This is a genomic window from Kitasatospora sp. NPDC001132, from assembly GCF_053598415.1.
In genome coordinates this window covers 346,283-367,456 of the sequence record NZ_JBSFKF010000003.1, presented here as the reverse complement: position 1 = coordinate 367,456, position 21,174 = coordinate 346,283, and the positions used below count along the sequence as shown (strand labels likewise).

Below are 21,174 nucleotides of genomic sequence, written 5' to 3'. Positions count from 1 at the left end.
GCCGCTAGCGCCGTCCCCAGCGGGAGCGCGGGGCCGTGGGCGGGCGGGTCGGCAGGCCGGCGGTGCGCAGGGCGGCGAGGGTGGTGCGGTGGCGGGCCTCGTCGGCGAGCAGTGCGGCCAGCAGCTGCGCGTACAGCTCGGAGGTGCCGGCGCCGTTCAGGGCGGTGGCCAGCCGGACCACCTCGACGGGCGGGCGCAGCACGGCCAGTTCGTTCAGCAGCAGGGTGGCGAGCGCGGGCGGCAGCCCGGCCGCGAGGTCGGCGAGGTCGGCGGTGGAGCGGCCGGCGGCCTGGCGCAGCAGGGTCCGGACGTCGGCGGCCCGGCCGTGCTGCTGGAGGCAGGCGGCCAGGGAGGTCAGCTCGGTCATCGGCGCCGACCCCCACTCCCAGAGCAGCGTCGCGCTGTCGGCGGCCAGCCCGGCCCGGTCCAGCGCGGAGAGCAGGCCGGGGACGGAGGCGGCCGGGTAGCTCCAGAAGGCGTGGAACACCTCCGCCGCCTCCTCGGCCAGGCCCAGTTCGCGCAGCTCGGCGAGCACGGCGACGGAGTGGTCCGGAGCGGACCGGGAGATGCTGCGGGCGAGGTGGAGCGAGCTGCCGTTCGGGCCGTACCGGGTCAGCATGCCGACCAGCAGCGAGGCGTCGGCGGGGGCGAGGCGGGCGGCGGCCGTGTCGATCACCTCGGCGACCTCGGTGAGGGAGCCGGCCCGGTGGAGGGCGATGATCCGCTCGGTGAGGGCGCCGAGGTCGGGGCGGGCGGGTGGCGGCGGGGCCTGCTGCGGTGAGGGTTGTTGTGAGGGCTGCTGTCGCTGTTGTCGTTGCTGTTGCTGTTGCTGTTGCGGGAAGTGGGGGTGCTGGGGCTGCGGTGGTGGCGGAGGCTGCTGCCGGTGTCTGATCCGGCTCTCCAACGCCTCCAGCTGGTCGCTGAGTTGGAGGCAGCGGGCGCCCAGCCCCTCACGGAGGGTGCGGGCCTGGGCGAGTTGGCGCAGCAGCTCCCCGTCCGGCCGCTGTCGACCGGGGGTTGCGCGGATCGCCTCGTTGAGGCGCCGTTCCCGCTGACTCGCGTAGCGGCTCGCACGGAGTAACTCGTCCAGTTCTGCGCGGAGTTCGGCGGCCTGCTGCTCGCCTTCCCGCTGCTGGCCTGCGGGTTGTGCCGTCGGCCGCATGCGCATGATCGCCCCAACCTGTCCATTCGGACCCTGACTGTGTGACATCCTCGCGTCAGTATGTGGCGTAGGAGTTAAGAGCGCACGACCAGTCGTGTCCGAGTGGTGTCAAGGAGCGCGCAGACGGCGGTCGTTGTGAGAAGTGCGCTGGTCGCGCTCCGCAGCCGGTCGCCTCGTAGTACGTGGCGACGAGCACCGCCAACGCGGCCGCGGCGGACGGGAGATGGTCGCGACCACCGCCAGCACCGGCTCCGGCCCGGGCCGGCGGGTGCCGACGCGCCGCCCCTCCGGGGCCCTGCGTCGCGGAACTCCCGGCACCAGGAGCAGGGCGGCCGCGGCCGAGGCCACCACCGTTCCGTCCAGGAGTGGAGCGATCGTGCTCACGCGCCCAGCCGCGTCCGCGCCTCCATCAGCGCGAAGCCGAGCAGGTTCAACCCGCGCCACTCGGCGGGCTGCTGGGCCCGGATGTCGTCGGCGGCCAGCCCGATGCCCCAGATCCGGTCCAGCGGGCTGGCCTCGACCAGCACCCGGTCGCCCGTGCCCAGCAGGTAGTCGCGCAGCGCCTCGTCCTGCCCGAACTTCGCGACGTTGCCCGCCACCACCAGCTCGAAGCGGCCGGCCGTCCAGGTCTCGTGGTCGAAGTCCCTGACCAGTCGACCCAGCTTCTTCGCCTCGCCGGGCGTCCGGGCCTCCAGCACCCGCTGAGCGATCTCCTCGTCGCCGAACATCCGGGCCTTGCCGGCCATCATCCAGTGCTCGGCGGAGGCGTAGCCGACCCCGTCGACGGTGAACTCGCCGGGCCACCACTGGCTCAGGCACTCCTGGCGCGTCCCGCCGCCCTTGCGCTCGGTGTGCCCCCAGAACATCACCCACTTCGGCCGCACCCCGTCGGCCATCAGCGCGACCAACTCCTCGCGGCTGCGGACGGCGGCCAGGTCCCCCACGTGCATCTCGCTCATATCGTCAGTCTGACATAAAGGGTGATTCGCCGCGAACCGTTTCGCGGTGAATCACTCCTCGGAGTGGAGGTCCGGATTCCGGGAACTCCGCAGGGGCGCCGGTCGGCGAGGCCGGAAGGGCCGGGTTCCGGCTGACGGGAGGTCAGTCCGGGCCCGGTGCCTCGGGAGGTCCCTTCCGTCAGGACTTGGCGGCCAGCTCCAGGAAGCGCAGTCCGACCTCCCGCACCTGCGCCGCCGTCCATACCAGCGCCGCCTCGCCGAGGCTGACTTCGGCCATGGCGAGGCCGGGGGCGGCGTCCTGCCAGGACGAGACGAACCAGATGTCCTCCTTCTCCGCGAGCGCCAGGTGGGCGGCGTTCAGGGCCTTGGCCGGGTGCGGCAGCCAGAGCTGGAACTCGTGGGTGGGCGGGACCTCCGGGTGGAGCCGGGCGCCCGGCAGCGCGGCCAGGGCCGGTACGAGGGTGGCCGCGTGGCGGGTGCAGTCGGCCAGGCGGGGCAGCGCCGTGTCCAGGCCGTGGAGGGCGGCGAGAGCGGCGGGCCACTGCTGGAAGAGCTGGCCGCCGTAGCGGTGGCGCCAGGTGCGGGCGTGGGCGGTGAGGGCGGCGTCGCCGGCGAGGGCGGCTCCGCTGAGTCCGCCGAGGTCCTTGTAGTACGACACGTAGACGCTGTCGGCGAGGGCGGCGATCTCGTCGAGCCGCTTGTCGAAGTGGACCGTGGTGTTCCAGAGGCGTGCGCCGTCGAAGTGCACCCGGGCGCCGGCCTCGCGGGCGGCGGCGACCAGGGCGGTCAGCTCGTCCCAGTCGGGGAGGAGGTAGCCGGGGTCGCGCAGCGGGAGTTCGACCGCCAGGGTGCCGAACGGCTCGCCCAGCGCGGCGAGTTCCTCGGGCGTCGGCTGGCGTTGCGCGGTGGTGGGCCAGAGGCCGCGCAGGCCGGTGAGCTGGGTGTAGGCGTGGCGCTCGTGCCGCTCGATGTGGCTGAGCGGGTGCAGGGCGACGGCCGTGTTGCCGGTGTGCTCGGCGTGGTGGCGGAGGGCGACCTGCTGGGCCATCGTCCCGGTGGGGAAGAAGACCGCGTCCTCCTTGCCGAGCAGTGCGGCGGTCCTTTCCTCCAACTGCCGCACCGGGCCGTCGTTGCCGTAGAAGTCGGGACAGGTGTCCAGGCCGTCCAAGGCGGAGAGCTGGGCGAGGCGCTCGCGGATGCTGAGGACGCGGTCGGCGGAGAGGAAGCGCTTGCAGGTCATGCGGGCTGCGCGGCGCCGCTGGAACTCGCTCTGGTCGTCGGTCATCCGGCGATTGTCGGACTCCTCGTTTGTTCGGACCAACTGCTTTTCCCGGCGAGGGTGGAAGGCGTTCCAGAGCGGGCGACGGCACCGCCCGCCCGGGCGGTGCCGTCGGTGGGGAACAGAGGGAACGCGGCCGCCCGCCGACGCGGTGCCGCAGCCGGAACACGGCCGACGGGCCCGGAACACGGCCGACGGGCCCGGAGGGCTCAGCCTCGGGGCTCAGGGCGTTCGGGGCGCAGGGTGTTCGACCGGTCGCGGAGCCGGAGCGTCCGGGTGCTCCTCGGCGGGCCAGCGGCCCTCGACGTACAGCCGGATGAGCGCGGCGTGGGACAGGGGGCTGGAGGGGTCGGCGACGTCGCCGTTGGTGGTGTAGTCGAGGAGCACGACCTCGTCCATCCCCCGGAGCCGCTCGACCAGGTCGGCGGTGCGGTGTTCGAGGACCCACCGGTAGGCGGGCAGGTAGATGCGGCGGCGGGCCGTCTCGTACGACAGGAGCCGGTCGCCGTGCGGGCCGGTTCGGTGGCCCTCGACGGGGCCGAACCGGCGCACCGTCCGCTTGAGGCCCTTCATCGAGGTGATGCGCAGCTTCGCGGGGTCGACGTCGGCGTCCCGGAAGACCTTGAGGGCCTGCCAGATCCCCTCCACCGACTCGCTGGTCAGGCCGTCACCGTACGGGACGGGGATGCCGCCGTGCGGGAAGAACGGGCTCAGCCGGACCCACGGGTCCGGTGCCTTGGAGGTGACGTCGACGATCTCCGCACCGGGGAACGCGGCGTTCAGTGCGGCTGTCGTGCGGCGGCGGCCGGCGATGTGGATCGGCATCCGTGGGTTGCCCTTCTCGGTGGCGCGGACCGCCGAGTGTGCCCGGTGCCACCGACATCGGCGCCGAAACCGGAACCGAGAGCGACACCGACACCGGCGCCGACGGCAGGGCCGGGAACCGGGACCGGGCCGGTCGATGTCCACACCGGTGGATCGTGACACGGGTTCCCGGGGCGGGAGGGGAGAAGCATGGCGTCGGTTCCGGCGAGTGCCCGGGGGTTCGTCGGGGTGGCGATCGCGGTGGTCGCCTTTCCGATGCTGCTCGTCACGGCGAGGTTCGGCCTCCGCCTCTCGATCGCGGCCGTGGTCGTGACGGTCTGCGTCCTCCTGTGCGCCGTGCCGCTCGGCTGCGCCCGTCCGGACGGCTTCCGGGCCGCCACCGTCGTCGCCGGGTGCGCGGTCGGGCTCGCGACGGTGGTCGCGGGAGTCTTCCTGCTCCTGGGCGGAGTCGGGTTCGGTCGCCCGGACTGCCTGTTGCTCGGGATCGTGCTGCCGATCGCGGGGATCGCCCCGCTGGTCGCAGCCTTCCAACGGGTCCGGGGCGCCGAGCACGGCCGCCGACCGGCCGTACTCGGCGGGTCGGCGGCCGTACTCTCGGCCGTCGGCTGGCTCCTGACGGTCTTCGTCTAGGGAGCGGCCTCTGCGGCCCGACCGGGCCGGTAGTAGGCCGAGATCGGGGCACCGGCTTCGGCGGGCAGGGCCGGGCCGTCCGTCGTCACCGGCGGCCAGGCGCCCGAGTCGGGGTTGAGGGCGACGAGTTGCTCCGTGGAGAGCGCGTGGACGACCCGGCCGATGCCGGAGCGGAGGACGGCCCCTTCGCACATGCCGCAGGGCTGGCAGCTGGTGTACATCGTGGTGCGCGCGGCGGTGTCCGGGTCGAGTTCGCGGGCGGCCCAGCGGGCGAGCTTCAGTTCCGGGTGGGCCGTGATGTCGTCGTCGCGCCGCACGGTGTTGTGGGCCTCGGCGAGGATCTCGCCGTTCGGGCCGGCCAGCAGGGAGCCGTACGGGGCGTCGCCCCGGGCGACCGCCCGTACGGCGATGGCGATGGCGCGGCGCAGGAGGGTTTCGTCGGCTTCGGTGATCACGCGGTCCTCCAGTGGGTGGCGACGGTGGCGAGGGCCTGCCAGGCCCGTTCCGGTCGACGGGTCTCCTCCGGGTCCCCGTGGTAGGGGTCCAACACCACGGTCTCGGCGCCGAGTTCGCGCAGCCGGCGGAGGTCGTCGAGGATCTGTTCGACGGTGCCGACGCCGGCGGGCCGCTCGGGGTCGTCGACCGGCGTGGCGGTCGGCCGCAGGGCGATGCGGGGTGCGAAGCCCGGCATCGGGTGCTCGGCCAGGACGGACCGCATCCGGTCGACGGGGAGCCGCAGCGGGTGCCAGGCGTCGCCGAACCGGACCGCCCGGCGCAGCGCCGCCTCGCTGTGGCCGCCGACCCAGACCGGCACCTTCCTGTGTCCGGACGTGTTTGCCCAGGTGTCCCGCAGGGTCTCCAGGTGCTCGTCGGTCAGTCTGCCGCGCGCGTCGAACGGCACGCCGAGGGCGTCGAACTCCCGGCGCGCCCAGCCGACTCCGACGCCCAGGACGAACCGGCCGCCGCTGAGCCGGTCGAGGGTGGTCGCCATCCGTGCCACCAGCAGCGGGTTCCGGTACGGCAGGACGAGCACGGTCGTGCCCAGCCGCAGGCCGGGGGCGACCGCGGCGAGCCAGGACAGCGTGGTGAACGGCTCGTGGAACGGCTCCGGGTACCGCTCGGCCACGTCCGCGGTCACCGCCACGTGGTCCGACACCATGAGGAGGTCGAAGCCGAGACCCTCCGCGGTCCGGGCCCACTCGCGCAGCACGCCGGGGTCCGTCCCGGGGCCGAAGTTCGGTACGTTGACGCCAAGTTGCATGCTCCGAGGCTATCCCCGCGATCATGGCGGACGGAACGGACTCTTCCCGGTTCCGACCGTCGTCGGCCGCGGTTCTCCCGGTAGATTGCCGGAATGGCCGTGAATCTTGACGACACCGACTGGGCGATCATCGAGCAGCTGCAGCGGGAGGCCCGCATCTCCCTCAGCGAGCTGGGGCGCCGGGTGTCCCTCAGCCCGTCGGCGACCACGGAACGGGTGCGGAACCTGGAGTCGCTGGGCGTCATCACCGGCTACCACGCGACGGTGGACCTCTCGAAGGTCGGCTATCCGGTGCTCGCCGTCGTCCGGCTGAAGTACCCCGGCAACCGGCACGAGCCGCTGCGGCGACTGCTCGCCGAACGGCGGGAGATCCTGGAGTGCCTGCGCACCACCGGCGACGACTGCTACACGCTGAAGGTGGCCGCGACCTCCATGGAGCACCTGGAGACCCTGGTGGACGAGCTGGCCGGCTTCGGCAGCACCACCACGAACGTCGTCTACAGCCGGACGCTGCCGCTGCGCGGGCCCGGTCGGCCCTGAGGTCGGGGCGGGCGGTGCTCCCTCGATCGGGGGAGGCCGGCCGCACGCCGCGCGAGCAGACTGGCGATCGTGCCCCGGGGGTCTTCGACTCCCCACGATTCCAAAGGAGTCGACTCGTGCGTCGTTCGCGTATCCGCCGCCTGGCAGTCGCCCTCACGCTCTCGACCGCCGTTTCCGTCGCGTCCGGATGGTCGGTGGGGTCAGCCGGTTCGGCCGCGGCCCCGACGGACGTCGTCCAGCGGGGGCTGGACGCGCTGGTGCGAACGGACGGGATGCCCGCCGCGCTCGCGACCGTCCGGGACGGGCGTGGCCGAAGCCGTGACCACACCGCGGGGGTGGGGGACCTGGCCACCGGCGCCAAGGTCCCCGTCGACGGGCAGGTGCGGATCGGCAGCACCACCAAGACCTTCACCGCCGTCGTGGTGCTCCAGCTGGTGGGGGAGGGGAGGATCGACCTCGACGCCCCCGTCGACGCCTACCTGCCCGGGGTGGCCCGGGGCGAGGGCGTCGACGGGCGCGGCGTCACCGTCCGGCAGCTCCTCCGGCACACCAGCGGCCTGCCCGACTACGAGGGGCTGCTGGACGAAGCCTCCCTCCGCTCCCGGTACTTCGAGCCCCGGGAGCTGCTGGACCTCGCGCTCCGACAGAAGCCCGCCTCCGCACCGGGGGAGAAGTTCGGCTACAGCAGCACCAACTACGTGCTGGCGGGTCTGATCGTCCAGCGGGTGACCGGACGGCCGCTGGCCGAGGAGATCGACCGGCGGATCGTCCGGCGCATCGGGCTGCGGCACACCTACTTCCCGGCCGTGGGCGACCGCACCATCCGGGAGCCCCACCCCGAGGGCTACCGCAGGGAATCCGCCGACGGGCCGCTGACCGACTTCACGGAGCTGGACCCGTCGGCGGCCTGGGCGGCCGGGCAGATGGTCTCCACCAACTCGGACCTCAACCGGTTCTTCACCGAACTGCTCGTTCCGGACCGCCTGCTGCCCGCGGCCCAGCTCGCCCAGATGCGCACCACGGTGCCGATCGGAGACGGGGTCGGCGCCGGACTGGGCGTCTTCAGCCGGCCGCTCTCCTGCGGCGGGGTCTACTGGGGGCACGGCGGCGACATCCCGGGCTACGAGACCCGCGGTGGCGTCACCGACGAGGGGCGCGCCGTGAACATCGCGGTGACCACCGTCCCGACCGACCGCGCCGTCACCCGGCACCTCGAGGACATCGTCGACGCCGCCCTGTGCCGCTGACGCGGGCCGGGCCGGGGGGCAGGAGCGGTGGCGGTTCCCCTCGTCGTCGATCACACCGTTGCCGTGGTGGACGGACATCGCGGACGAGCGGTCCTGGGCGGGGGAGCCGCCCGCGCGCCGCGTAGTGGGCATGAGTTGCCCCGGGCATGACTTTCGACAGATCCGCATCGACGGCGGCGCTCATAGGGTCGTGGGCATGCGGATGAGTGGGGTGGCGCTGCCCGTGGTGGCGTCGGTGTGTATCGGGCTCGGTGTCACCAGCCTCTGGTGGGCGCTGCCCGCGATCGGGTTCTCCTTCCTGGCCGGGCTGCGGATGGAGCGGGTACGGCCGGCGGCGGTGGTGTTCGCCGTCCTGGTGGCGGCCGGGGTGCTGATGGTCGGGTCGATGCCCTCCTGGATCGTTCTGGGCCTGCGGTTCATCGCGCTCGCCGTGAGCACCGGGATGGGGCCGTGGTTGCTGGGCCGGTTCTGGCGGCAGTCGCAGGAGCTGGTGCGCGCCGGCTGGGAGCGGGCCGAGCGGTTGGAACGCGAGCAGCAACTCGTCGCCGAGCAGGCCCGCCTGCGTGAACGTGCCCGCATCGCCCAGGACATGCACGACGCCCTCGGGCACGACCTCAGTCTGATCGCTCTGCGCGCGGGGGCCCTCAAGCTCGCTCCCGGCCTGGCCCAGCCCCACCGGGAGGCCGTCCAGGAGATCCGGGCGGGCGCGGCCGCCGCCGTCGACCGGCTCGGCGAGGTGATCGGCATCCTGCGCGCCGGGGACGAGAACGGCGAGGGCACCTCCGTGGCCCACGGGCCCGCGGACTCGGACATCCCGCAGCTCGTTGCCGAGGCGGCCGCCGCCGGCCTGGACGTCCGCTCGGAGATCACCGGGGAGCCGGACGGGCTCCCGCGCGCCACCGAGCACGCCGCTTTCCGGGTGGTGCAGGAGGCGCTGACCAACGCCGCCAAGCACGCACCGCGGGCGGCCGTCACCGTGGAGGTGGCCTACGCGGCGGACGGCGCCCGCCTCCGGGTGGTCAACGGGCCCGTGCCCGTGTCCGCCGGCGCCCGTGCCGGCGCGGCGTCGTCGGCCCCCCGGTCAACCCCTCGCAGCGCAACGCCCACCGCGACGTTCGTCGAGACGTTCGCCGGTACCTCCATCTCCACCGCAGCGCAGACCGCGGTGCCCGCCGTGCCGTCCACCGGCGGCCGCGGCCTGGTCGGCCTGACCGAGCGCGTCCGGCTCGCGGGCGGCACCTTCGCCCACCGGGCCCGCCCGGACGGCGGGTTCGAGGTCGTGGCCGAGCTGCCGCGCCGTGCCGCGGGGCCCGTCCCGCCGGTGCCCGCGGCCCCGCCCTCGCCGGTGCGCGAGCTGCGGCAGGCTCGGCGCAGGGTGGGGCGAACACTGGCCGCCGTGGTGCTCGTCCCGCTGGTGACGGCCGTGCTGCTGACCGTGGCCCTGCGAGTATGGACGCTCTACGTGGTCAGCCTGTCGGTGCTGGACCCGGAGGTCTACGCCTCCCTCCAGGTGGGGCAGGAGCAGGCCTCGGTCGAGCGCCTGCTGCCGGGCCACCGGCTGCCGTACCGCCCGCCGGCCGGGTCGTCGACACCGGCGCCGCCGTCGGGGGAGGGGGTCTCGTGCACCTACTACGCCATCACCGCCCAACTGTTCGTGGACCGGGCCGGCGACGCCTACCGGCTCTGCTTCCGGGACTCCCGGCTCGTCTCCCGCGACGTGCTCGTCTCCTGACCTCCCGTCGCACCTCCCTTCCCGCACCACATCCGTCCCGAGCGACCGACAGGAGCCGCCGATGACCACCGCACCGATCCGGGTGCTGCTCGCCGACGACGAGCCCATGATCCGTGCCGGACTGCGCGCCGTGCTCGCCACCGACCCGGGCATCGAGGTCGTCGCCGAGACCGGGGACGGCCGGGAGGCCGTCGAACTCGTCCGGCGCCACCGGCCGGACGTCGCCGTGCTGGACATCCGGATGCCCGGGACGGACGGCATCACGGCCGCCGCCGAGATCCGCCGCAACGGTCTGGCGACCGGAGTGCTCATGCTGACCACCTTCGGTGAGGACGACTACATCCTGCGCGCGCTCAGCGGCGGCGCGAACGGCTTCCTGATCAAGTCCGGAGAGCCCGAGGAACTGCTCGCCGGGGTGCACGCGGTGGCGGGCGGTGCGGCCTACCTCTCACCCAAGGTGGCCGCCCGGGTGGTCGCCCACCTGGCCGCCACCGGAGCCGGCGGACCCGCCGACCGGCGCGCCGGAGCCCGGGAACAGGTGGCCGCCCTGACCACCCGGGAACGGGACGTACTGACGCTGATCTCCGCCGGGCTGTCCAACGGTCAGATCGCCCGCCGGCTGGGGGTGGTGGAGGGCACCGTGAAGGCCCATGTGAGCTCCATCCTGGCGCGGCTGGGCGTGGCCAACCGGGCGGCCGCCGCCGTCCTCGCGCACGAGGCCGGGCTGACCCTCGGCGCCACCTGCGCGGGCGGCCCGCGGGACTGAGACCGTCACGCCCGAGCCCGAGTTCGCGCCCGGGGCCGACGGTAGCGCCGGCGCCGACAGCAGCCGCCCGAGGACGGGCACCTCGGTCAGCGCCGTCACCACGGTGGTGGCCGCAGGCCGCAGGGCGAGGACGACCGCCGCCGTGACCGTGCCGCCGAGCGCGGCACCGGCGAGCACGTCGTGCGGATAGTGCACCCCGGCCGCCACCCGCAGCGCGGCCGTGGCAGCGCCGACAGGTACGGCCGACAGTGCCCAGCGCGGGCGCAGCAGCACCAGTCCCGTCGCCAGCGCGACCGCCAGGGTGGCGTGGTTGCTGGGGAACGACCAGTCACCCGGCGGCGGACACTCGGCCGCCGCCGGGTCCGGCAGCCCGGCCAGAGCCCGGCAGGGCCGCTCCTCGTCGAGGACCACCTTCAGCACCTCGCTCGCCCCGTAGGCCAGCACCGTGCCCAGCCCGACCAGTGCCACCCCCGCGACCGCCCCGGCGGCCCGCCGGGCCCGGGCCGTCCACCAGCAGAACGCCAGCAGCAGCCCCAGCACCAGCAACCCCACCTCGGTGGCCGGCTCCAGCAGCGAGGCCACCGCACGCGGGGCATCGGCGACGGCCTCCGCCACCCGCCGGTAGCCGGCCGCCGACCACCCGGCCGACACCCGCACCGGCCCCGCCCCACCACCCCGCTCCGGCGCCAGCCACGCCACCACCCCGGCCCCCGCGCAGAGCAGGGCCGCGGCCGGGACGGGCCTGCCCGCCCCCGCGGTCCGGACCCTTCGGCCGGCCGCGGACCTCCTGGATTTCCTGTCCGTGTACGTCATGGTCCGGACGGTAGAAGCCGAGGAGCCCTTTCCACCCGACCCGAAAGTCAGGCAACGACCATGACGATGGTCAGGGTTGACACCGCTGGTCGAGCCGGGCGGAGGGGCCGGGCGGGCGAACAGCGGCTGCCAGGACGAGCGGTGCGATCCTGCCGGGGCCGTCGAAGCGGGTGGGGCAGGGCGGCGGACGCGGAGCGGACGATCGGCAGGTCGGCCGACCTGCCGATGACTCCTGCGGTGCACCGGCCCGGAGCGGCGCCCACGGCACCTCGACCTGGTCCGGCGCGGCCGTCGCTGTTCTCAGGTGCCAGGAGCTTGAGGATCACGGGAGTCGAGGCAGGTCAACGATCCTCCTCCCGCAGGGCGAGCAGGGCCCCGGAGGCCGACACGAGCCCGGTGCTGCCCCGGGCTGCGCCCAGTCGGCCGGGCCGGGTGCGGTGGCGGCGTTCTCCGGGCCGATGGTGCCGTCGCGAACGAGGTCCGCCCGTACCCGCCGCTCGGGGCCGGCCGACGGGACGGCGGGACGGCGGCGATCAGCCGCCCGTCGCGGGCGGTCCCCGTGCCTTCGCCGGCCGCGACTCCGTCGATCAACTCGCAGTCCATGGCGCGGAGTCGGCGATCGGAGGCGTTGGCTTTCATGCGGCCGACAGTGCGCGGGCCGTGCGGCGGCCACGAGGAACGTGCGTCGATTTCACACGGAAGAGTGCTCACCCCGCGTCGGGAAGGCGTGGCGCCGTCCGCCGAGGGTGACGGTCAGTGCGGCGGCCAGCAGGACGAGGGCGGACCAGGGCAGAGCCGTCGGCCCGGCGTGGTCGAGGAGGAGGCCGCCGGCCAGGCCGCCGACCGCGATGCCGAGGTTCCAGCAGGTGACGAGCAGCGACTGGGCGATGTCCCCGGCCGGCCCGGCCGCGTCGGCGACGGCGGTCTGGAGGAGGGTGGCGGCGCCGCCGAAGCCGAGGCCCCAGAGCGCGGCGGCCGCGTAGACGGGCCGGCCGTCCGCGCCGAGCAGGGCGGCGGCGATGAGCAGTGCGGCGGCGGCGAGGAGGACGGAGGCGGCGATGGTCAGCGGCCGCAGGTGCCGGTCGATCAGGGCGCCCGTGCCGAGGATGCTCGCCAGCGAGGACAGCCCGATGACGAGCAGGACGGTGTCCGTCCGGCCGGCGAGCCCCAGTGGTGCGAGCAGCGCTGCGACGTACGTGTAGAGGACGTTGTGGGCGAGCACGAAGGTCGCCGTGACGGCCAGTACGGCGGCGACGCCCGGCGTCCGCAGCACCCGCCGGACCGGAGTCCGGGCCCGGTCGGCCCGGCCGGGCGGTTCCGGCAGCACGAGCAGCATCCAGCCGGTCAGCGCCAGGGCGATCGCGCTCATCAGCCCGAAGGTGGCCCGCCAGCCCACCAGGCTTGCCAGCAGGGTGCCGGCGGGAACGCCCACCGACAGGGCGACCGTCGAGCCGGTCATGGCGACGGCCGTCGCCCGCCCGCGCTGCTCCGGGGCGACGATGCCCCGGGCGTACCCGGCCAGCAGCGCCCAGAGCAGCCCGGCGACCAGGCCGGCCGCGAACCGGGCGGCCATGGTGAGCGGATAGCTCGGCGAGACGGCGGTGACGGCGTTGGCCGCGGCGAAGCCTCCGACGGCGACCAGCAGCAGGGGCTTGCGTGGCAGGCGGCCGGTGACGGCGGTCAGCGGGACGGCGGCCGCGATGGAGCCGACCGCGTAGAGCGTGACGGACTGCCCGGTGGCGGACTGGCCGACGCCGAGGTCGGCACTCATCGCGGGCAGCACCCCGGCGGGCAGGGCCTCGGTCATGATCGTGACGAACCCGCCGGCGCTCATGGCCAGCAGCGCGGGCCAGGGCAGCCTCGGTGCCGCGGCCACCGGCCGCGCGGGGGTGTGGAGTTCAGGAGTGGGCATGGGCCCGATCGTTTATCGTTGACATCCGTGTCAAGGTCCAGCCGGGAGGACGCCGGCCCGGGGGTGAGGATGGTCACACATGCGCATCGGCGAACTCGCCCGGCGGGCGGAGACCACTCCGCGCCTGCTGCGCTACTACGAGCAGCAGGGGCTGATCACGCCGCGCCGCGAGGCGAACGGCTACCGCGCGTACGACGAGTACCTCGTGGACCGGGTGCTGCAGATCCGCGGGCTGTTGGACGCGGGGCTGCCGACCCGGATCATCAAGCAGATCCTGCCCTGCCTGGACACCCCGCGGACGATCCACTTCGCCGACGCCACACCGGAGATGCTCACCGCCCTGGAGACCGAGACGGACCGGATGACCCGCCGGATCCTGTGCCTGACGCGCAACCGGGACGCCATCCGGGAGTACCTGGACGTGGTCAAGAGCCTCTCCTGAACTCTCCTGGACCGGCTGTCGGAACCGCCGCTTGACCTTGCCACCGGTGTCAGCGTTGGACGCTGTCGTCATGACCGACACGAACGACACGAACGACACCAACGACACCAACGACACGAACCACGCGACTGACGCGACCGGTGCGACTGACGCGGCCGACGCGACCGGCTCCGCGATCCGCCACACCGCCTTCGGCGACGGCACCCCGATCGTCCTGATCCACGGCTACACCGTCGACCACCGCGTCCTGCTGCCGCTCGAACCCGCCTTCGCCGACCGCCCCGGCTGGCGCCGCCTCTACCTCGACCTCCCCGGCCACGGCAGCAGCCCCCGGCTGCCGGGCCCGGCCTCGGCGAGTGCCCTGGCCGAGGCCGTCTCCGGGTGGATCGAGGAGCAGGTCGGCCGTCGCCCCTTCGCCGTGGTCGGCCAGTCCTTCGGCGGCCAGCTGGCCCGGGCGGTGACCGCGCGGTTCGGCGAACAGGTGCTGGGCTCGGCGCTGTTGGTGCCGGTGGTGCGCTGGGGCGCCGACCGGGCGCTGCCCGAGGAGTCCGTGGTCGAACGCGACGAGGACCTCCTCGCCCGTCTCCCGGCCGCCGGCCGCGAGCTGTTCCGGTACGTCATGGCCCGCCACACCGAGGCGAGTCGGGAGCTCTTCGAGCGCTACGTCCGGCCCGGCTGGGAGGCGCACGACCGGGAGGCCGCCGCTGAACTCGAAGCCGACTTCCTGCTGCCGCACTGGCCCGAACACCGGGCCCCGCAGCACCGCGGCCACCACCTGCTGGTCACCACCCGGCAGGACGCCCTGGTCGGCTGGCGCGACCAGCTCGCCCTGCTCGACCACTACCCCCGGATGGCCGCCGCCGTCCTCGACGGCGTCGGCCACAACCCCCAGGTCGAGGCCGCCGGAGCCGTCCGCACCCTGTTCGGCCACTGGCTCGACCGGCTCGGCCCCCACCGAAGCCCGCGCCACTGAGACCCGCGCCACTGAGACCCGCGCCGCCAGGAAAGCCACCGGGAAAGCCACCGGGAAGCCGAGGGAACGCCGACGGCCCCGCGACCGGTCGTCCCGGTCACGAGGCCGTTCGCCGAGCCGTCGCCGACGCCGCCCCGCCGCAGCCCGGACCCCGGATGCCCGGGGTCACCCGATGGAGCGGGGAAGCCGGGTGGTCAGGTACAGGATGGTGAAGGAGCCGAGGAGCTGGATGCCCAGGCACAGCGCGAGGGCCCGGTCCATGCCCAGGACGGGGGAGAGCGAGAGGTAGAGGGTGCCGAGGGTGGCGACGCCCAGGGCGAGGCTGGACTGCTGGCCGGTGGCGAGGACACCGCTGCCGACGCCGGCCCGGGCGGCCGGCACCTTGGCGAGGACGACCCGGAACAGCGGGGTGCCGATCAGACCCTGCCCGATGCCGGCGAGGGCGACGCCCGGGGCCATCCGGAGCGGGGAGAAGTGCGCCCAGTCGGCCAGGACGGTCAGGGCGAGGGTGCCGAGGCCGGTGGCCTGGACGACGGCGCCCGCGCTGAGCACCCGGCTGCCCCAGCGGCCGATCAGCCGCGGCCCGGCGAGCGAGGCGGAGAAGTAGCCGACCGCCATCGGGACGAGCGCCCAGCCCGCCGCGACCGGGCCGAGCCGGAGGCCCTGCTGGAGCGCGACCGCGATGACGAACATGAAGCCGCCGAAGCCGGCGAAGTAGGGCAGTGCGATGCCGAGGCCGCGCCGCATCTCCGGGATGCGCAGCAGGGACGGCGGCACCAGCGGGGTGTCCCCGCGCCGCTCGGCGCGGCGCTCGACGACGCCGAAGGCGACGGCGAGGACGGGGAACAGCGCCAGCAGCACCCAGGACCAGAGCGGCCAGCCGGCGGCCCGGCCCTCCATCAGCGGGATGAGCAGGGAGAGCAGGGTGGCGGTGAGCAGGACGGTGCCGGGGACGTCGACCCGGGCGGCCGTGGCGGCCCTGTTCTCCGGGACGTAGCGGACCGCGAGCACCACGGCGAGCAGCGCGAACGGCACGTTCAGCAGGAACACCGAGCGCCAGCCGGTGCCGAACAGGTCGGCGGCGACCAGCATTCCGCCGAGCACCTGCCCGATCACCACCGAGATCCCGCCGACGGCGCCGTAGACGCTGAGCGCGCGGCCGCGCCGGGCGCCCTCGGTGGCGGCGGTGATGGTGCCGAGCACCTGCGGGATCAGCAGCGCGGCCGAGGCGCCCTGGGCGGCCCGGGCGGCGACCAGGGACCACGCGCCGGGGGCGAGGCCGCAGGCCAGCGAGGTGAGGGCGAAGGCGACGGCTCCGACGACGAAGAGCCGGCGGCGGCCGTAGTTGTCGCCGAGGCGCCCGCCGAGGACGAGCAGCACGGCGAAGGCGATGCCGTAGCCGGCGGCGACCAGTTCGAGGACGGCGGGCCCGGCGGCCAGGTCGTGGTCGATGGTGGGCAGGGCGACGTTGACGATGAAGAAGTCGAGCATCGGCAGGAAGGCGCCGAGCAGCACGGTGACCAGGCCGGCGGTGCCGAGGGTGGCGGCGGGTCCGGCGGGTCCGGCGGAGCCGGGCGAGGTGGTACGGGCGGCCGCGGTGCCCGGAGTGGTGGCGGTGCGGGCCGATGCGGGGGCGACGGCGAGTTGTTGGGTCACGGGTCATACGATCCGTCGCTCCGTACCCTGGTACCAGAGTGTGGTTATCCAGGTATAAGAAGTACCTGGCAACAGGCTGACGGCTGCCGCATGCTGGGGAGCATGAGTCTCGCCACGCCTCCCGCGCAAGCCCGCACCGGTCCGGCCGGCCCCGCGCGAGCCCGCACCGGTTCGACCGGTTCAGCCGGTCCGACCGGTCCGGGCCCGGCCACCCCCGACGACGCCCGCCGCCACGAGCTGGCCGGGTTCCTGCGCAGCCGCCGCGAGCGCCTGGCGCCCGAGCAGGTGGGCCTGCCGATGACCGGCCGCCGCCGGACGCCGGGGCTGCGCCGGGAGGAGGTCGCGCAGCTCGCCGCGGTCGGGGTGACCTGGTACACGTGGCTGGAACAGGGACGGGACATCCAGGTGTCCACCCAGGTGCTGGACTCGGTGGCCCGGGCGCTGCTGTTGGATCCGAGCGAGCGCGCCCACCTGTTCACCCTGGCCGGCGCGGAGGACCCGGCGCCGGTGCGGGACTGCCCCTCGGTGACCCCGGGCGTACGGCTGCTGCTGGAGCAGCTGGCGCCGTTCCCCGCCATGGTGGTCAACTCCCGCTACGACGTGCTGGCGTACAACGCCCAGTACACCGCGATCGTCGGCGATCTCGACGAACTGGCCCCCGCGGACCGGAACCTGATGTGGATGGCGTTCACGCCCTCGCAGTTCCGCGAGGTGCTGGTGGACTACCGCACCGAGCGCCTCGGCATCGTGGCCCGGTTCCGCTCGGCGATGGCCGACCACGGCTCGGAGCCGGCCTGGAAGGCGCTGCTGGCCCGGATGCTCAAGGCCTCGCCGGAGTTCGCGGAGCTCTGGCAGCGGCACGACGTGATGCGGCCGGGCAACGGGATCAAGCGCTTCCAGGTGCCGGGCGTCGGCCTGTTGCGCTGTGAGTACACCAACTTCTGGCTCAGCCCGCAGCTGGGGACGCGGATGATCACGTACACCCCGCTGGACGACGAGACCCGCGCGCTGATGGACCTGCTGCCCACCCGCGCCTGACCGGCCCACCCGTGCCTAGGCCCGCAGCGCCGCGTCCCGCCCGAGCCACAGGCACACCGCGGCCAGCGGCAGTTCGATGCAGGTGGCCATGGCCAGCGCGGCGAGCACCGCGTGGCCCGGCCCGGCGCAGGCGATGTCGGCCAGCGCGTCCCCGGTGAGCAGCAGGGCCACCGCCGCGCCCGCCCAGAGCGCGGCGGGGCTGCGCCGGCGCAGCAGCGCGTCCAGCGAGAGCAGGGCGGCGAACTCGGTGAGGTCGAGCACGACCCACGGGGTCTCGTGGCAGACGGCGAGGACCGCCAGCCAGGGCAGCAGCGCGACGGCCGCCAGGGCCGGAAGCCGGGCGAAGCGCGCGGGCAGGACGTACGAGGGGGCGGGGCGGGCGGCGAGGACGGCGGTGGTCACGCGGCACCCCGGTCCAGGCTCCGCACCCGCTCCAGCGGCAGCCGCTCGGCGGCCCCGCCCGCCGGGTGTTCGACCCGTACCGCGTCGAACGGCCCCTCGGCCCAGGCGATCCAGAACCGCCCGGCCACCGTGACCACCTCGGCCGTCGACCGCACCCGGCGGAACGGCCGCCGCCCGGTGAACTCCACCGCGGGCGCCGCACCGTCGGCGGCCAGCCGACCCCAGGCCAGTACGTGCCGGCTCCGCCCGGCGGACGGGCAGTGCCGGGCACCGCGCAGCAGCTGCGCGGTGAGCCGGGCGGCGACCAGGACGTCGGTCAACTCCCCGTGCTGGTAAAGCTCCAGCGCGGCCCGGCCGCGTCCTGACCGCACGCTGCGGACCGACCAGGGCCCGGCCCCGGCCGGCAGCGTGCCGTCCGCCGCCGACACCGACTCCACGTCAGGCGGCGCCCCCTCCGGCTGCGCCCCCTCCGGCAGCGCCACGTCCGCCGCCGGCGTTCCGGAAGCACCCCCGGGGCCGGGCCGCCCGTGCGGCGGAGTGGCGGAGTGCGATGCAGTGCTCGTCATGCCCTCAAGCCTTCCGCCGGGACCCCCGTCCTGTCGGTAGTGCCCCACACCTAATCGGGGGTGTACCTGGCTACACCCCCACCCGGAACCCCCCTTCATGGCGGCCCGTGATCACGGAGCCCTACGCTGTCCGGCATGCCCTCCACCACGTTGCGCCGAGCGCTCGTCAGGAGCCTCCGGCGCCCACCGTGGTCGCCCGAGGCCTGGCGGGACGTCCGCTTCACCGCCGCCGGAATACCCATGGCGCTGCCGGTCTGGCTGGCCGTCACCGAGTCGAGCCTGCTCTTCCCGCTGCTCGCCGCCGTCCTGCTCTGCGCCCGCCCGTTGACCGCCCTCCAGCGCGGCCGGCTGCGCGCCCTGAGGGGGGTGGAGGTGCCGCCGCTGCGCCCGCCGACGGGGCGTCAGGTCTGGCTGCTGGGGATGACCTGGCGCCAGGCCCTGCACCACCTGGTGGCCGGGCCGCTGCTCGCGGCGGGCGCGCTGGCGGTGCTGTACGCCTGGGCGGCCGCCGTGGTGCTGGCCACCGTGTACGGCTGGATCTGGCTGCTGCCCGCCGGCACCGCGCTGCGCGCCGGCCTGGCCGGGGAGGACGTCCTGCTCACCCTCGGCGGGGTGGTGCTGCTGGCGGTGCTGCCCCCGGTGGGGACGCGACTGGCCTGGCTGGAGGTGTGGGTGGCCCGGCGGCTGCTCGGTCCGGACCGGGCGGAGGCGCTGGAGCGGCGGGTCGAGGAGATCGCCGAGAGCCGGGCCGGGCTGGTCGACGCGGTGGACGCCGAGCGCCGCCGGATCGAGCGCGACCTGCACGACGGCGCCCAGCAGCGGCTCACCTCCCTCGCGATGAACCTGGGCCTGGCCCGGCGCACCCTCAAGGACGTGCCGCCCGAGGTGATGCAGGTGATCGTCGACGCGCACGAGGAGGCCCAGGCGGCCATCGACGAGCTGCGCGACCTGGTCCGCGGCCTGCACCCCGCCGTCCTGGAGGACCGCGGCCTGGACGCGGCGCTGTCCGGCGTCGCCGCCCGTGCTCCGTTGCCGGTGCGCCTGGACGTCGACCTCTCCGAGCAGGTCGCCCCCACCGTCGAGGCGGTCGCCTACTTCACCGTCTCCGAGGCGCTCACCAACGTGGCCAAGCACGCCAGGGCGAACCGCGTCGACCTCTCGGTGCGGACGGCCGACGGCCGGCTGCGCCTGGTCATCAGCGACGACGGCGTGGGCGGCGCGGACCCCTCGCGCGGCACCGGGCTCACCGGTCTGCGCAAGCGCGCCGCCTCGGTCGACGGCACGCTGTCCGTTCTCAGCCCCCTCGGGGGCCCCACCACCATCACCGTGGAGTTGCCGTGCGCGCTGTGATCGCCGAGGACTCGGTCCTGCTGAGGGTCGGCCTGGTCAAGGTCCTGGAGGCGGTGGGCTTCGAGGTCGTGGCCGCCGTCGGGGACGCCGTGGAACTGCTGGCCGCCGTCGAGGAGCACCGCCCGAAGGTGGTGGTGGCCGACGTCCGGATGCCCCCGGGGTTCCACGACGAGGGGGTGAAGGCGGCGATGGTGATCCGCCGGCAGTGGCCGGACACCGCCGTCCTGCTGCTCTCCCAGTTCGTGGAGGAGCGCTACGCCGCGGACCTGCTGGCGACCAACACCAGCGGTGTCGGCTACCTGCTCAAGCAGCGGGTGGCCAATGTGGACGACTTCGTGGACGCGCTCCAGCGCGTCGCCGAGGGCGGCACCGCGCTGGACCCGGAGGTGGTCGCCCAGCTGCTGGTGCGCCGCCACCGGGACCCGCTGGAGAAGCTGACCCCGCGCGAGCGCGACGTGCTCGCCCTGATGGCGGAGGGCCGTTCCAACGCCGCGATCGCGGGCTCGCTGGTGGTCAGCGACAGTGCGGTGGCCAAGCACATCAACTCGATCTTCACCAAGCTCGACCTGCCGCCGGCCGAGGACAGCCACCGCCGGGTGATGGCGGTGCTGCGCTTCCTGGAGGTCGGGTAGCCGTGAAGGGGGTGAGGGCCTGGCGGGCCGCCGGGACGGTCGTGGTCGTCCTGGCCATGATCGGTGCCGGACTGCAGACCTGGTCGATGGTGGTGCAGCAGCGCACCAGCACCAGCCGGCCGTACGACATGGCGATCCACCGGCTCCAGCTGGAGACCGGCAACGCGGCGGTCCGGGTGCGGGCCGGGCAGGAGGGCCACGTGGTGGTCCGGCAGAGCCTGGACTGGCTGGTGCGCAAGCCGGTGGTGTCCACCGTCTTCGACGACGGCGTGCTCACGGTCGGGCTGCGCTGCCGGCAGGTCCTGCCGTTCGCGGACTTCGGCTGCGGCGCCGAGATCGAGCTGGAGGTGCCGGCCGCGACCGAGGTGACCGGCTCGGTGGGCTCGGGCACCGTCCAGGTGGAGGGCCTGAGCGGGGACGTGCGGATGGAGCTGACCTCCGGCCAGCTGCTGCTCGCCGACACCTCCGGGAACGTGTCCGTGCACGCCACCTCCGGTCTGGTGCAGGGCTCGAACCTGAGCGTCCGGCGGGTGACGGCACGGGTCACCACGGGCTCGGTGCAGCTGGGCTTCGCGCAGGCCCCCCAGGAGGTGGACACCACGGCGACCTCCGGTTCGGTGGAGCTGGCGCTGCCGAAGGACAGCCGGTACGCCGTCTCCAGCGAGATCGGCAGCGGCAACGGCCGGATCGATCCGGTGCTGGCGGACTCCGCGAGCCCGAGCCGGGTGCACGTCGCGGTCACCTCCGGGGCGATCACCATCGTCCCGGCGCCGTCGCGCTCGGAGCACCCGGGGCCGCCGGAGCCGTCGGAACCGGCCGAGCACTCCTCGACGCCGGAGCCCACCTCCACGCCGAAGCCCACCTCGGCACCGGAGGCCGCCACGGCGCCGTCGGTCCTGTAGCGGGGGCGCCCCGGAGCGGGCGGGGGCCGCTCACCCGGGTGGGGGACAATGAAGAGTCCCGTCCCCATCACCCGAGGTCAGCCGCGC

The 21,174-nt window shown here is 74.6% G+C and carries 22 protein-coding genes and 1 pseudogene; 12 read left to right on the top strand and 11 right to left on the bottom strand.

The window, feature by feature from the left end; genetic code table 11:
- Positions 1 to 4: 4 nt before the first annotated feature.
- From ACWDBE_RS06265 to ACWDBE_RS06250, 4 genes are all read right to left on the bottom strand, one after another.
- The gene (locus ACWDBE_RS06265) at positions 5 to 1,168 is read right to left on the bottom strand and encodes a hypothetical protein (protein ID WP_449807381.1); all 1,164 of its coding nucleotides are present in this window, start codon (positions 1,166 to 1,168) and stop codon (positions 5 to 7) included.
- Between the two features lie 374 nt (positions 1,169 to 1,542).
- The gene (locus ACWDBE_RS06260) at positions 1,543 to 2,121 is read right to left on the bottom strand and encodes an NADAR family protein (protein ID WP_449807380.1); all 579 of its coding nucleotides are present in this window, start codon (positions 2,119 to 2,121) and stop codon (positions 1,543 to 1,545) included.
- 178 nt (positions 2,122 to 2,299) lie between these two features.
- The gene (locus ACWDBE_RS06255) at positions 2,300 to 3,406 is read right to left on the bottom strand and encodes a threonine aldolase family protein (RefSeq protein ID WP_449807379.1); all 1,107 of its coding nucleotides are present in this window, start codon (positions 3,404 to 3,406) and stop codon (positions 2,300 to 2,302) included.
- Positions 3,407 to 3,622: 216 nt separating this feature from the next.
- Positions 3,623 to 4,225, bottom strand: a complete 603-nt coding sequence (locus tag ACWDBE_RS06250) for a DUF6939 family protein (RefSeq protein WP_449807378.1) — start codon at positions 4,223 to 4,225, stop codon at positions 3,623 to 3,625.
- A 189-nt stretch (positions 4,226 to 4,414) separates the two neighbouring features.
- On the opposite strand from ACWDBE_RS06250, the gene ACWDBE_RS06245 reads away from it, so the two are divergent.
- Positions 4,415 to 4,855 carry a hypothetical protein gene (locus tag ACWDBE_RS06245; protein ID WP_449789110.1) on the top strand — a complete coding sequence of 147 codons (441 nt, stop codon included), beginning with the start codon at positions 4,415 to 4,417 and terminating at the stop codon, positions 4,853 to 4,855.
- On the opposite strand, the gene ACWDBE_RS06240 is transcribed toward ACWDBE_RS06245, so the two are convergent.
- Entirely contained in the window at positions 4,852 to 5,310 is a 459-nt protein-coding gene (locus ACWDBE_RS06240) for a nucleoside deaminase (protein ID WP_449789111.1), read from the bottom strand. The two genes, ACWDBE_RS06245 and ACWDBE_RS06240, sit on opposite strands and share 4 nt — an antisense overlap.
- Complete coding sequence (locus tag ACWDBE_RS06235; RefSeq protein WP_449789112.1) at positions 5,307 to 6,116, bottom strand: LLM class flavin-dependent oxidoreductase; 810 nt, start codon at positions 6,114 to 6,116, stop codon at positions 5,307 to 5,309. Before ACWDBE_RS06235 ends, ACWDBE_RS06240 begins: the two co-directional genes overlap by 4 nt.
- 93 nt (positions 6,117 to 6,209) lie before the next feature.
- On the opposite strand from ACWDBE_RS06235, the gene ACWDBE_RS06230 reads away from it, so the two are divergent.
- From ACWDBE_RS06230 to ACWDBE_RS06215, 4 genes are all read left to right on the top strand, one after another.
- On the top strand, positions 6,210 to 6,656 hold the full coding sequence (locus tag ACWDBE_RS06230; protein WP_449789113.1) for an Lrp/AsnC family transcriptional regulator: 447 nt from the start codon (positions 6,210 to 6,212) through the stop codon (positions 6,654 to 6,656).
- A 116-nt stretch (positions 6,657 to 6,772) separates the two neighbouring features.
- Positions 6,773 to 7,903: a serine hydrolase domain-containing protein gene (locus ACWDBE_RS06225; RefSeq protein ID WP_449807377.1), complete on the top strand. Its 1,131-nt coding sequence runs from the start codon at positions 6,773 to 6,775 to the stop codon at positions 7,901 to 7,903.
- A 196-nt stretch (positions 7,904 to 8,099) separates the two neighbouring features.
- Positions 8,100 to 9,635 carry a sensor histidine kinase gene (locus ACWDBE_RS06220; protein WP_449807376.1) on the top strand — a complete coding sequence of 512 codons (1,536 nt, stop codon included), beginning with the start codon at positions 8,100 to 8,102 and terminating at the stop codon, positions 9,633 to 9,635.
- A gap of 61 nt (positions 9,636 to 9,696) precedes the next feature.
- Positions 9,697 to 10,401 (top strand): response regulator, encoded by a 705-nt coding sequence (locus ACWDBE_RS06215; protein WP_449807375.1) that lies wholly within the window; start codon positions 9,697 to 9,699, stop codon positions 10,399 to 10,401.
- Between the two features lie 183 nt (positions 10,402 to 10,584).
- Here the strand turns inward: ACWDBE_RS06215 and ACWDBE_RS06210 are convergent.
- A pseudogene (locus ACWDBE_RS06210) lies at positions 10,585 to 10,812 on the bottom strand (phosphatase PAP2 family protein); the annotation flags it as partial.
- Positions 10,813 to 10,846: 34 nt separating this feature from the next.
- On the opposite strand from ACWDBE_RS06210, the gene ACWDBE_RS06205 reads away from it, so the two are divergent.
- Complete coding sequence (locus tag ACWDBE_RS06205; RefSeq protein WP_392920249.1) at positions 10,847 to 11,026, top strand: hypothetical protein; 180 nt, start codon at positions 10,847 to 10,849, stop codon at positions 11,024 to 11,026.
- An 879-nt stretch (positions 11,027 to 11,905) separates the two neighbouring features.
- On the opposite strand, the gene ACWDBE_RS06200 is transcribed toward ACWDBE_RS06205, so the two are convergent.
- Positions 11,906 to 13,126 carry an MFS transporter gene (locus ACWDBE_RS06200; RefSeq protein ID WP_449789117.1) on the bottom strand — a complete coding sequence of 407 codons (1,221 nt, stop codon included), beginning with the start codon at positions 13,124 to 13,126 and terminating at the stop codon, positions 11,906 to 11,908.
- Between the two features lie 79 nt (positions 13,127 to 13,205).
- Between ACWDBE_RS06200 and ACWDBE_RS06195 the strand changes: the two genes are divergently transcribed.
- Together ACWDBE_RS06195 and ACWDBE_RS06190 are read left to right on the top strand one after the other, a co-directional pair.
- Positions 13,206 to 13,568, top strand: coding sequence for a MerR family transcriptional regulator (locus tag ACWDBE_RS06195; protein WP_449789118.1), 363 nt, complete (start codon positions 13,206 to 13,208; stop codon positions 13,566 to 13,568).
- 70 nt (positions 13,569 to 13,638) lie between these two features.
- Positions 13,639 to 14,541 carry an alpha/beta fold hydrolase gene (locus tag ACWDBE_RS06190; RefSeq protein WP_449807374.1) on the top strand — a complete coding sequence of 301 codons (903 nt, stop codon included), beginning with the start codon at positions 13,639 to 13,641 and terminating at the stop codon, positions 14,539 to 14,541.
- 165 nt (positions 14,542 to 14,706) lie between these two features.
- Here ACWDBE_RS06190 and ACWDBE_RS06185 read toward each other — a convergent pair whose 3' ends face one another.
- A complete protein-coding gene (locus ACWDBE_RS06185) occupies positions 14,707 to 16,197 on the bottom strand; it encodes an MFS transporter (RefSeq protein ID WP_449789120.1) in 1,491 nt (496 codons plus the stop codon).
- 102 nt (positions 16,198 to 16,299) lie between these two features.
- On the opposite strand from ACWDBE_RS06185, the gene ACWDBE_RS06180 reads away from it, so the two are divergent.
- The gene (locus ACWDBE_RS06180) at positions 16,300 to 17,235 is read left to right on the top strand and encodes a helix-turn-helix transcriptional regulator (RefSeq protein WP_449789121.1); all 936 of its coding nucleotides are present in this window, start codon (positions 16,300 to 16,302) and stop codon (positions 17,233 to 17,235) included.
- Between the two features lie 15 nt (positions 17,236 to 17,250).
- Here the strand turns inward: ACWDBE_RS06180 and ACWDBE_RS06175 are convergent, their stop codons facing one another.
- Together ACWDBE_RS06175 and ACWDBE_RS06170 are read right to left on the bottom strand one after the other, a co-directional pair.
- Positions 17,251 to 17,637, bottom strand: a complete 387-nt coding sequence (locus tag ACWDBE_RS06175; RefSeq protein ID WP_449789122.1) for a hypothetical protein — start codon at positions 17,635 to 17,637, stop codon at positions 17,251 to 17,253.
- A complete protein-coding gene (locus ACWDBE_RS06170) occupies positions 17,634 to 18,203 on the bottom strand; it encodes a hypothetical protein (protein WP_449807373.1) in 570 nt (189 codons plus the stop codon). Before ACWDBE_RS06170 ends, ACWDBE_RS06175 begins: the two co-directional genes overlap by 4 nt.
- Positions 18,204 to 18,338: 135 nt before the next feature.
- Between ACWDBE_RS06170 and ACWDBE_RS06165 the strand changes: the two genes are divergently transcribed.
- Genes ACWDBE_RS06165 through ACWDBE_RS06155 form a run of 3 tightly spaced genes read left to right on the top strand, consistent with a single transcriptional unit; the run spans position 18,339 to position 21,087 of the window.
- Entirely contained in the window at positions 18,339 to 19,553 is a 1,215-nt protein-coding gene (locus ACWDBE_RS06165) for a histidine kinase (protein ID WP_449789124.1), read from the top strand.
- A complete protein-coding gene (locus ACWDBE_RS06160; protein ID WP_449789125.1) occupies positions 19,541 to 20,185 on the top strand; it encodes a response regulator in 645 nt (214 codons plus the stop codon). The genes ACWDBE_RS06165 and ACWDBE_RS06160 overlap by 13 nt, the downstream gene beginning before the upstream one ends.
- Positions 20,186 to 20,187: 2 nt before the next feature.
- Positions 20,188 to 21,087 carry a DUF4097 family beta strand repeat-containing protein gene (locus tag ACWDBE_RS06155; RefSeq protein WP_449807372.1) on the top strand — a complete coding sequence of 300 codons (900 nt, stop codon included), beginning with the start codon at positions 20,188 to 20,190 and terminating at the stop codon, positions 21,085 to 21,087.
- Positions 21,088 to 21,174 lie beyond the last annotated feature (87 nt).

Coding starts and splice junctions, on each gene's coding strand:
- ACWDBE_RS06250 (WP_449807378.1), bottom strand. CDS start 4,225: ATGCCGATCCACATCGCCGGCCGCCGCCGCACGACAGCCGCACTGAAC.
- ACWDBE_RS06190 (WP_449807374.1), top strand. CDS start 13,639: ATGACCGACACGAACGACACGAACGACACCAACGACACCAACGACACG.
- ACWDBE_RS06170 (WP_449807373.1), bottom strand. CDS start 18,203: ATGACGAGCACTGCATCGCACTCCGCCACTCCGCCGCACGGGCGGCCC.
- ACWDBE_RS06230 (WP_449789113.1), top strand. CDS start 6,210: ATGGCCGTGAATCTTGACGACACCGACTGGGCGATCATCGAGCAGCTG.
- ACWDBE_RS06200 (WP_449789117.1), bottom strand. CDS start 13,126: ATGCCCACTCCTGAACTCCACACCCCCGCGCGGCCGGTGGCCGCGGCA.
- ACWDBE_RS06180 (WP_449789121.1), top strand. CDS start 16,300: ATGAGTCTCGCCACGCCTCCCGCGCAAGCCCGCACCGGTCCGGCCGGC.
- ACWDBE_RS06260 (WP_449807380.1), bottom strand. CDS start 2,121: ATGAGCGAGATGCACGTGGGGGACCTGGCCGCCGTCCGCAGCCGCGAG.
- ACWDBE_RS06245 (WP_449789110.1), top strand. CDS start 4,415: ATGGCGTCGGTTCCGGCGAGTGCCCGGGGGTTCGTCGGGGTGGCGATC.
- ACWDBE_RS06195 (WP_449789118.1), top strand. CDS start 13,206: ATGCGCATCGGCGAACTCGCCCGGCGGGCGGAGACCACTCCGCGCCTG.
- ACWDBE_RS06220 (WP_449807376.1), top strand. CDS start 8,100: ATGCGGATGAGTGGGGTGGCGCTGCCCGTGGTGGCGTCGGTGTGTATC.
- ACWDBE_RS06265 (WP_449807381.1), bottom strand. CDS start 1,168: ATGCGCATGCGGCCGACGGCACAACCCGCAGGCCAGCAGCGGGAAGGC.
- ACWDBE_RS06165 (WP_449789124.1), top strand. CDS start 18,339: ATGCCCTCCACCACGTTGCGCCGAGCGCTCGTCAGGAGCCTCCGGCGC.
- ACWDBE_RS06215 (WP_449807375.1), top strand. CDS start 9,697: ATGACCACCGCACCGATCCGGGTGCTGCTCGCCGACGACGAGCCCATG.
- ACWDBE_RS06255 (WP_449807379.1), bottom strand. CDS start 3,406: ATGACCGACGACCAGAGCGAGTTCCAGCGGCGCCGCGCAGCCCGCATG.
- ACWDBE_RS06235 (WP_449789112.1), bottom strand. CDS start 6,116: ATGCAACTTGGCGTCAACGTACCGAACTTCGGCCCCGGGACGGACCCC.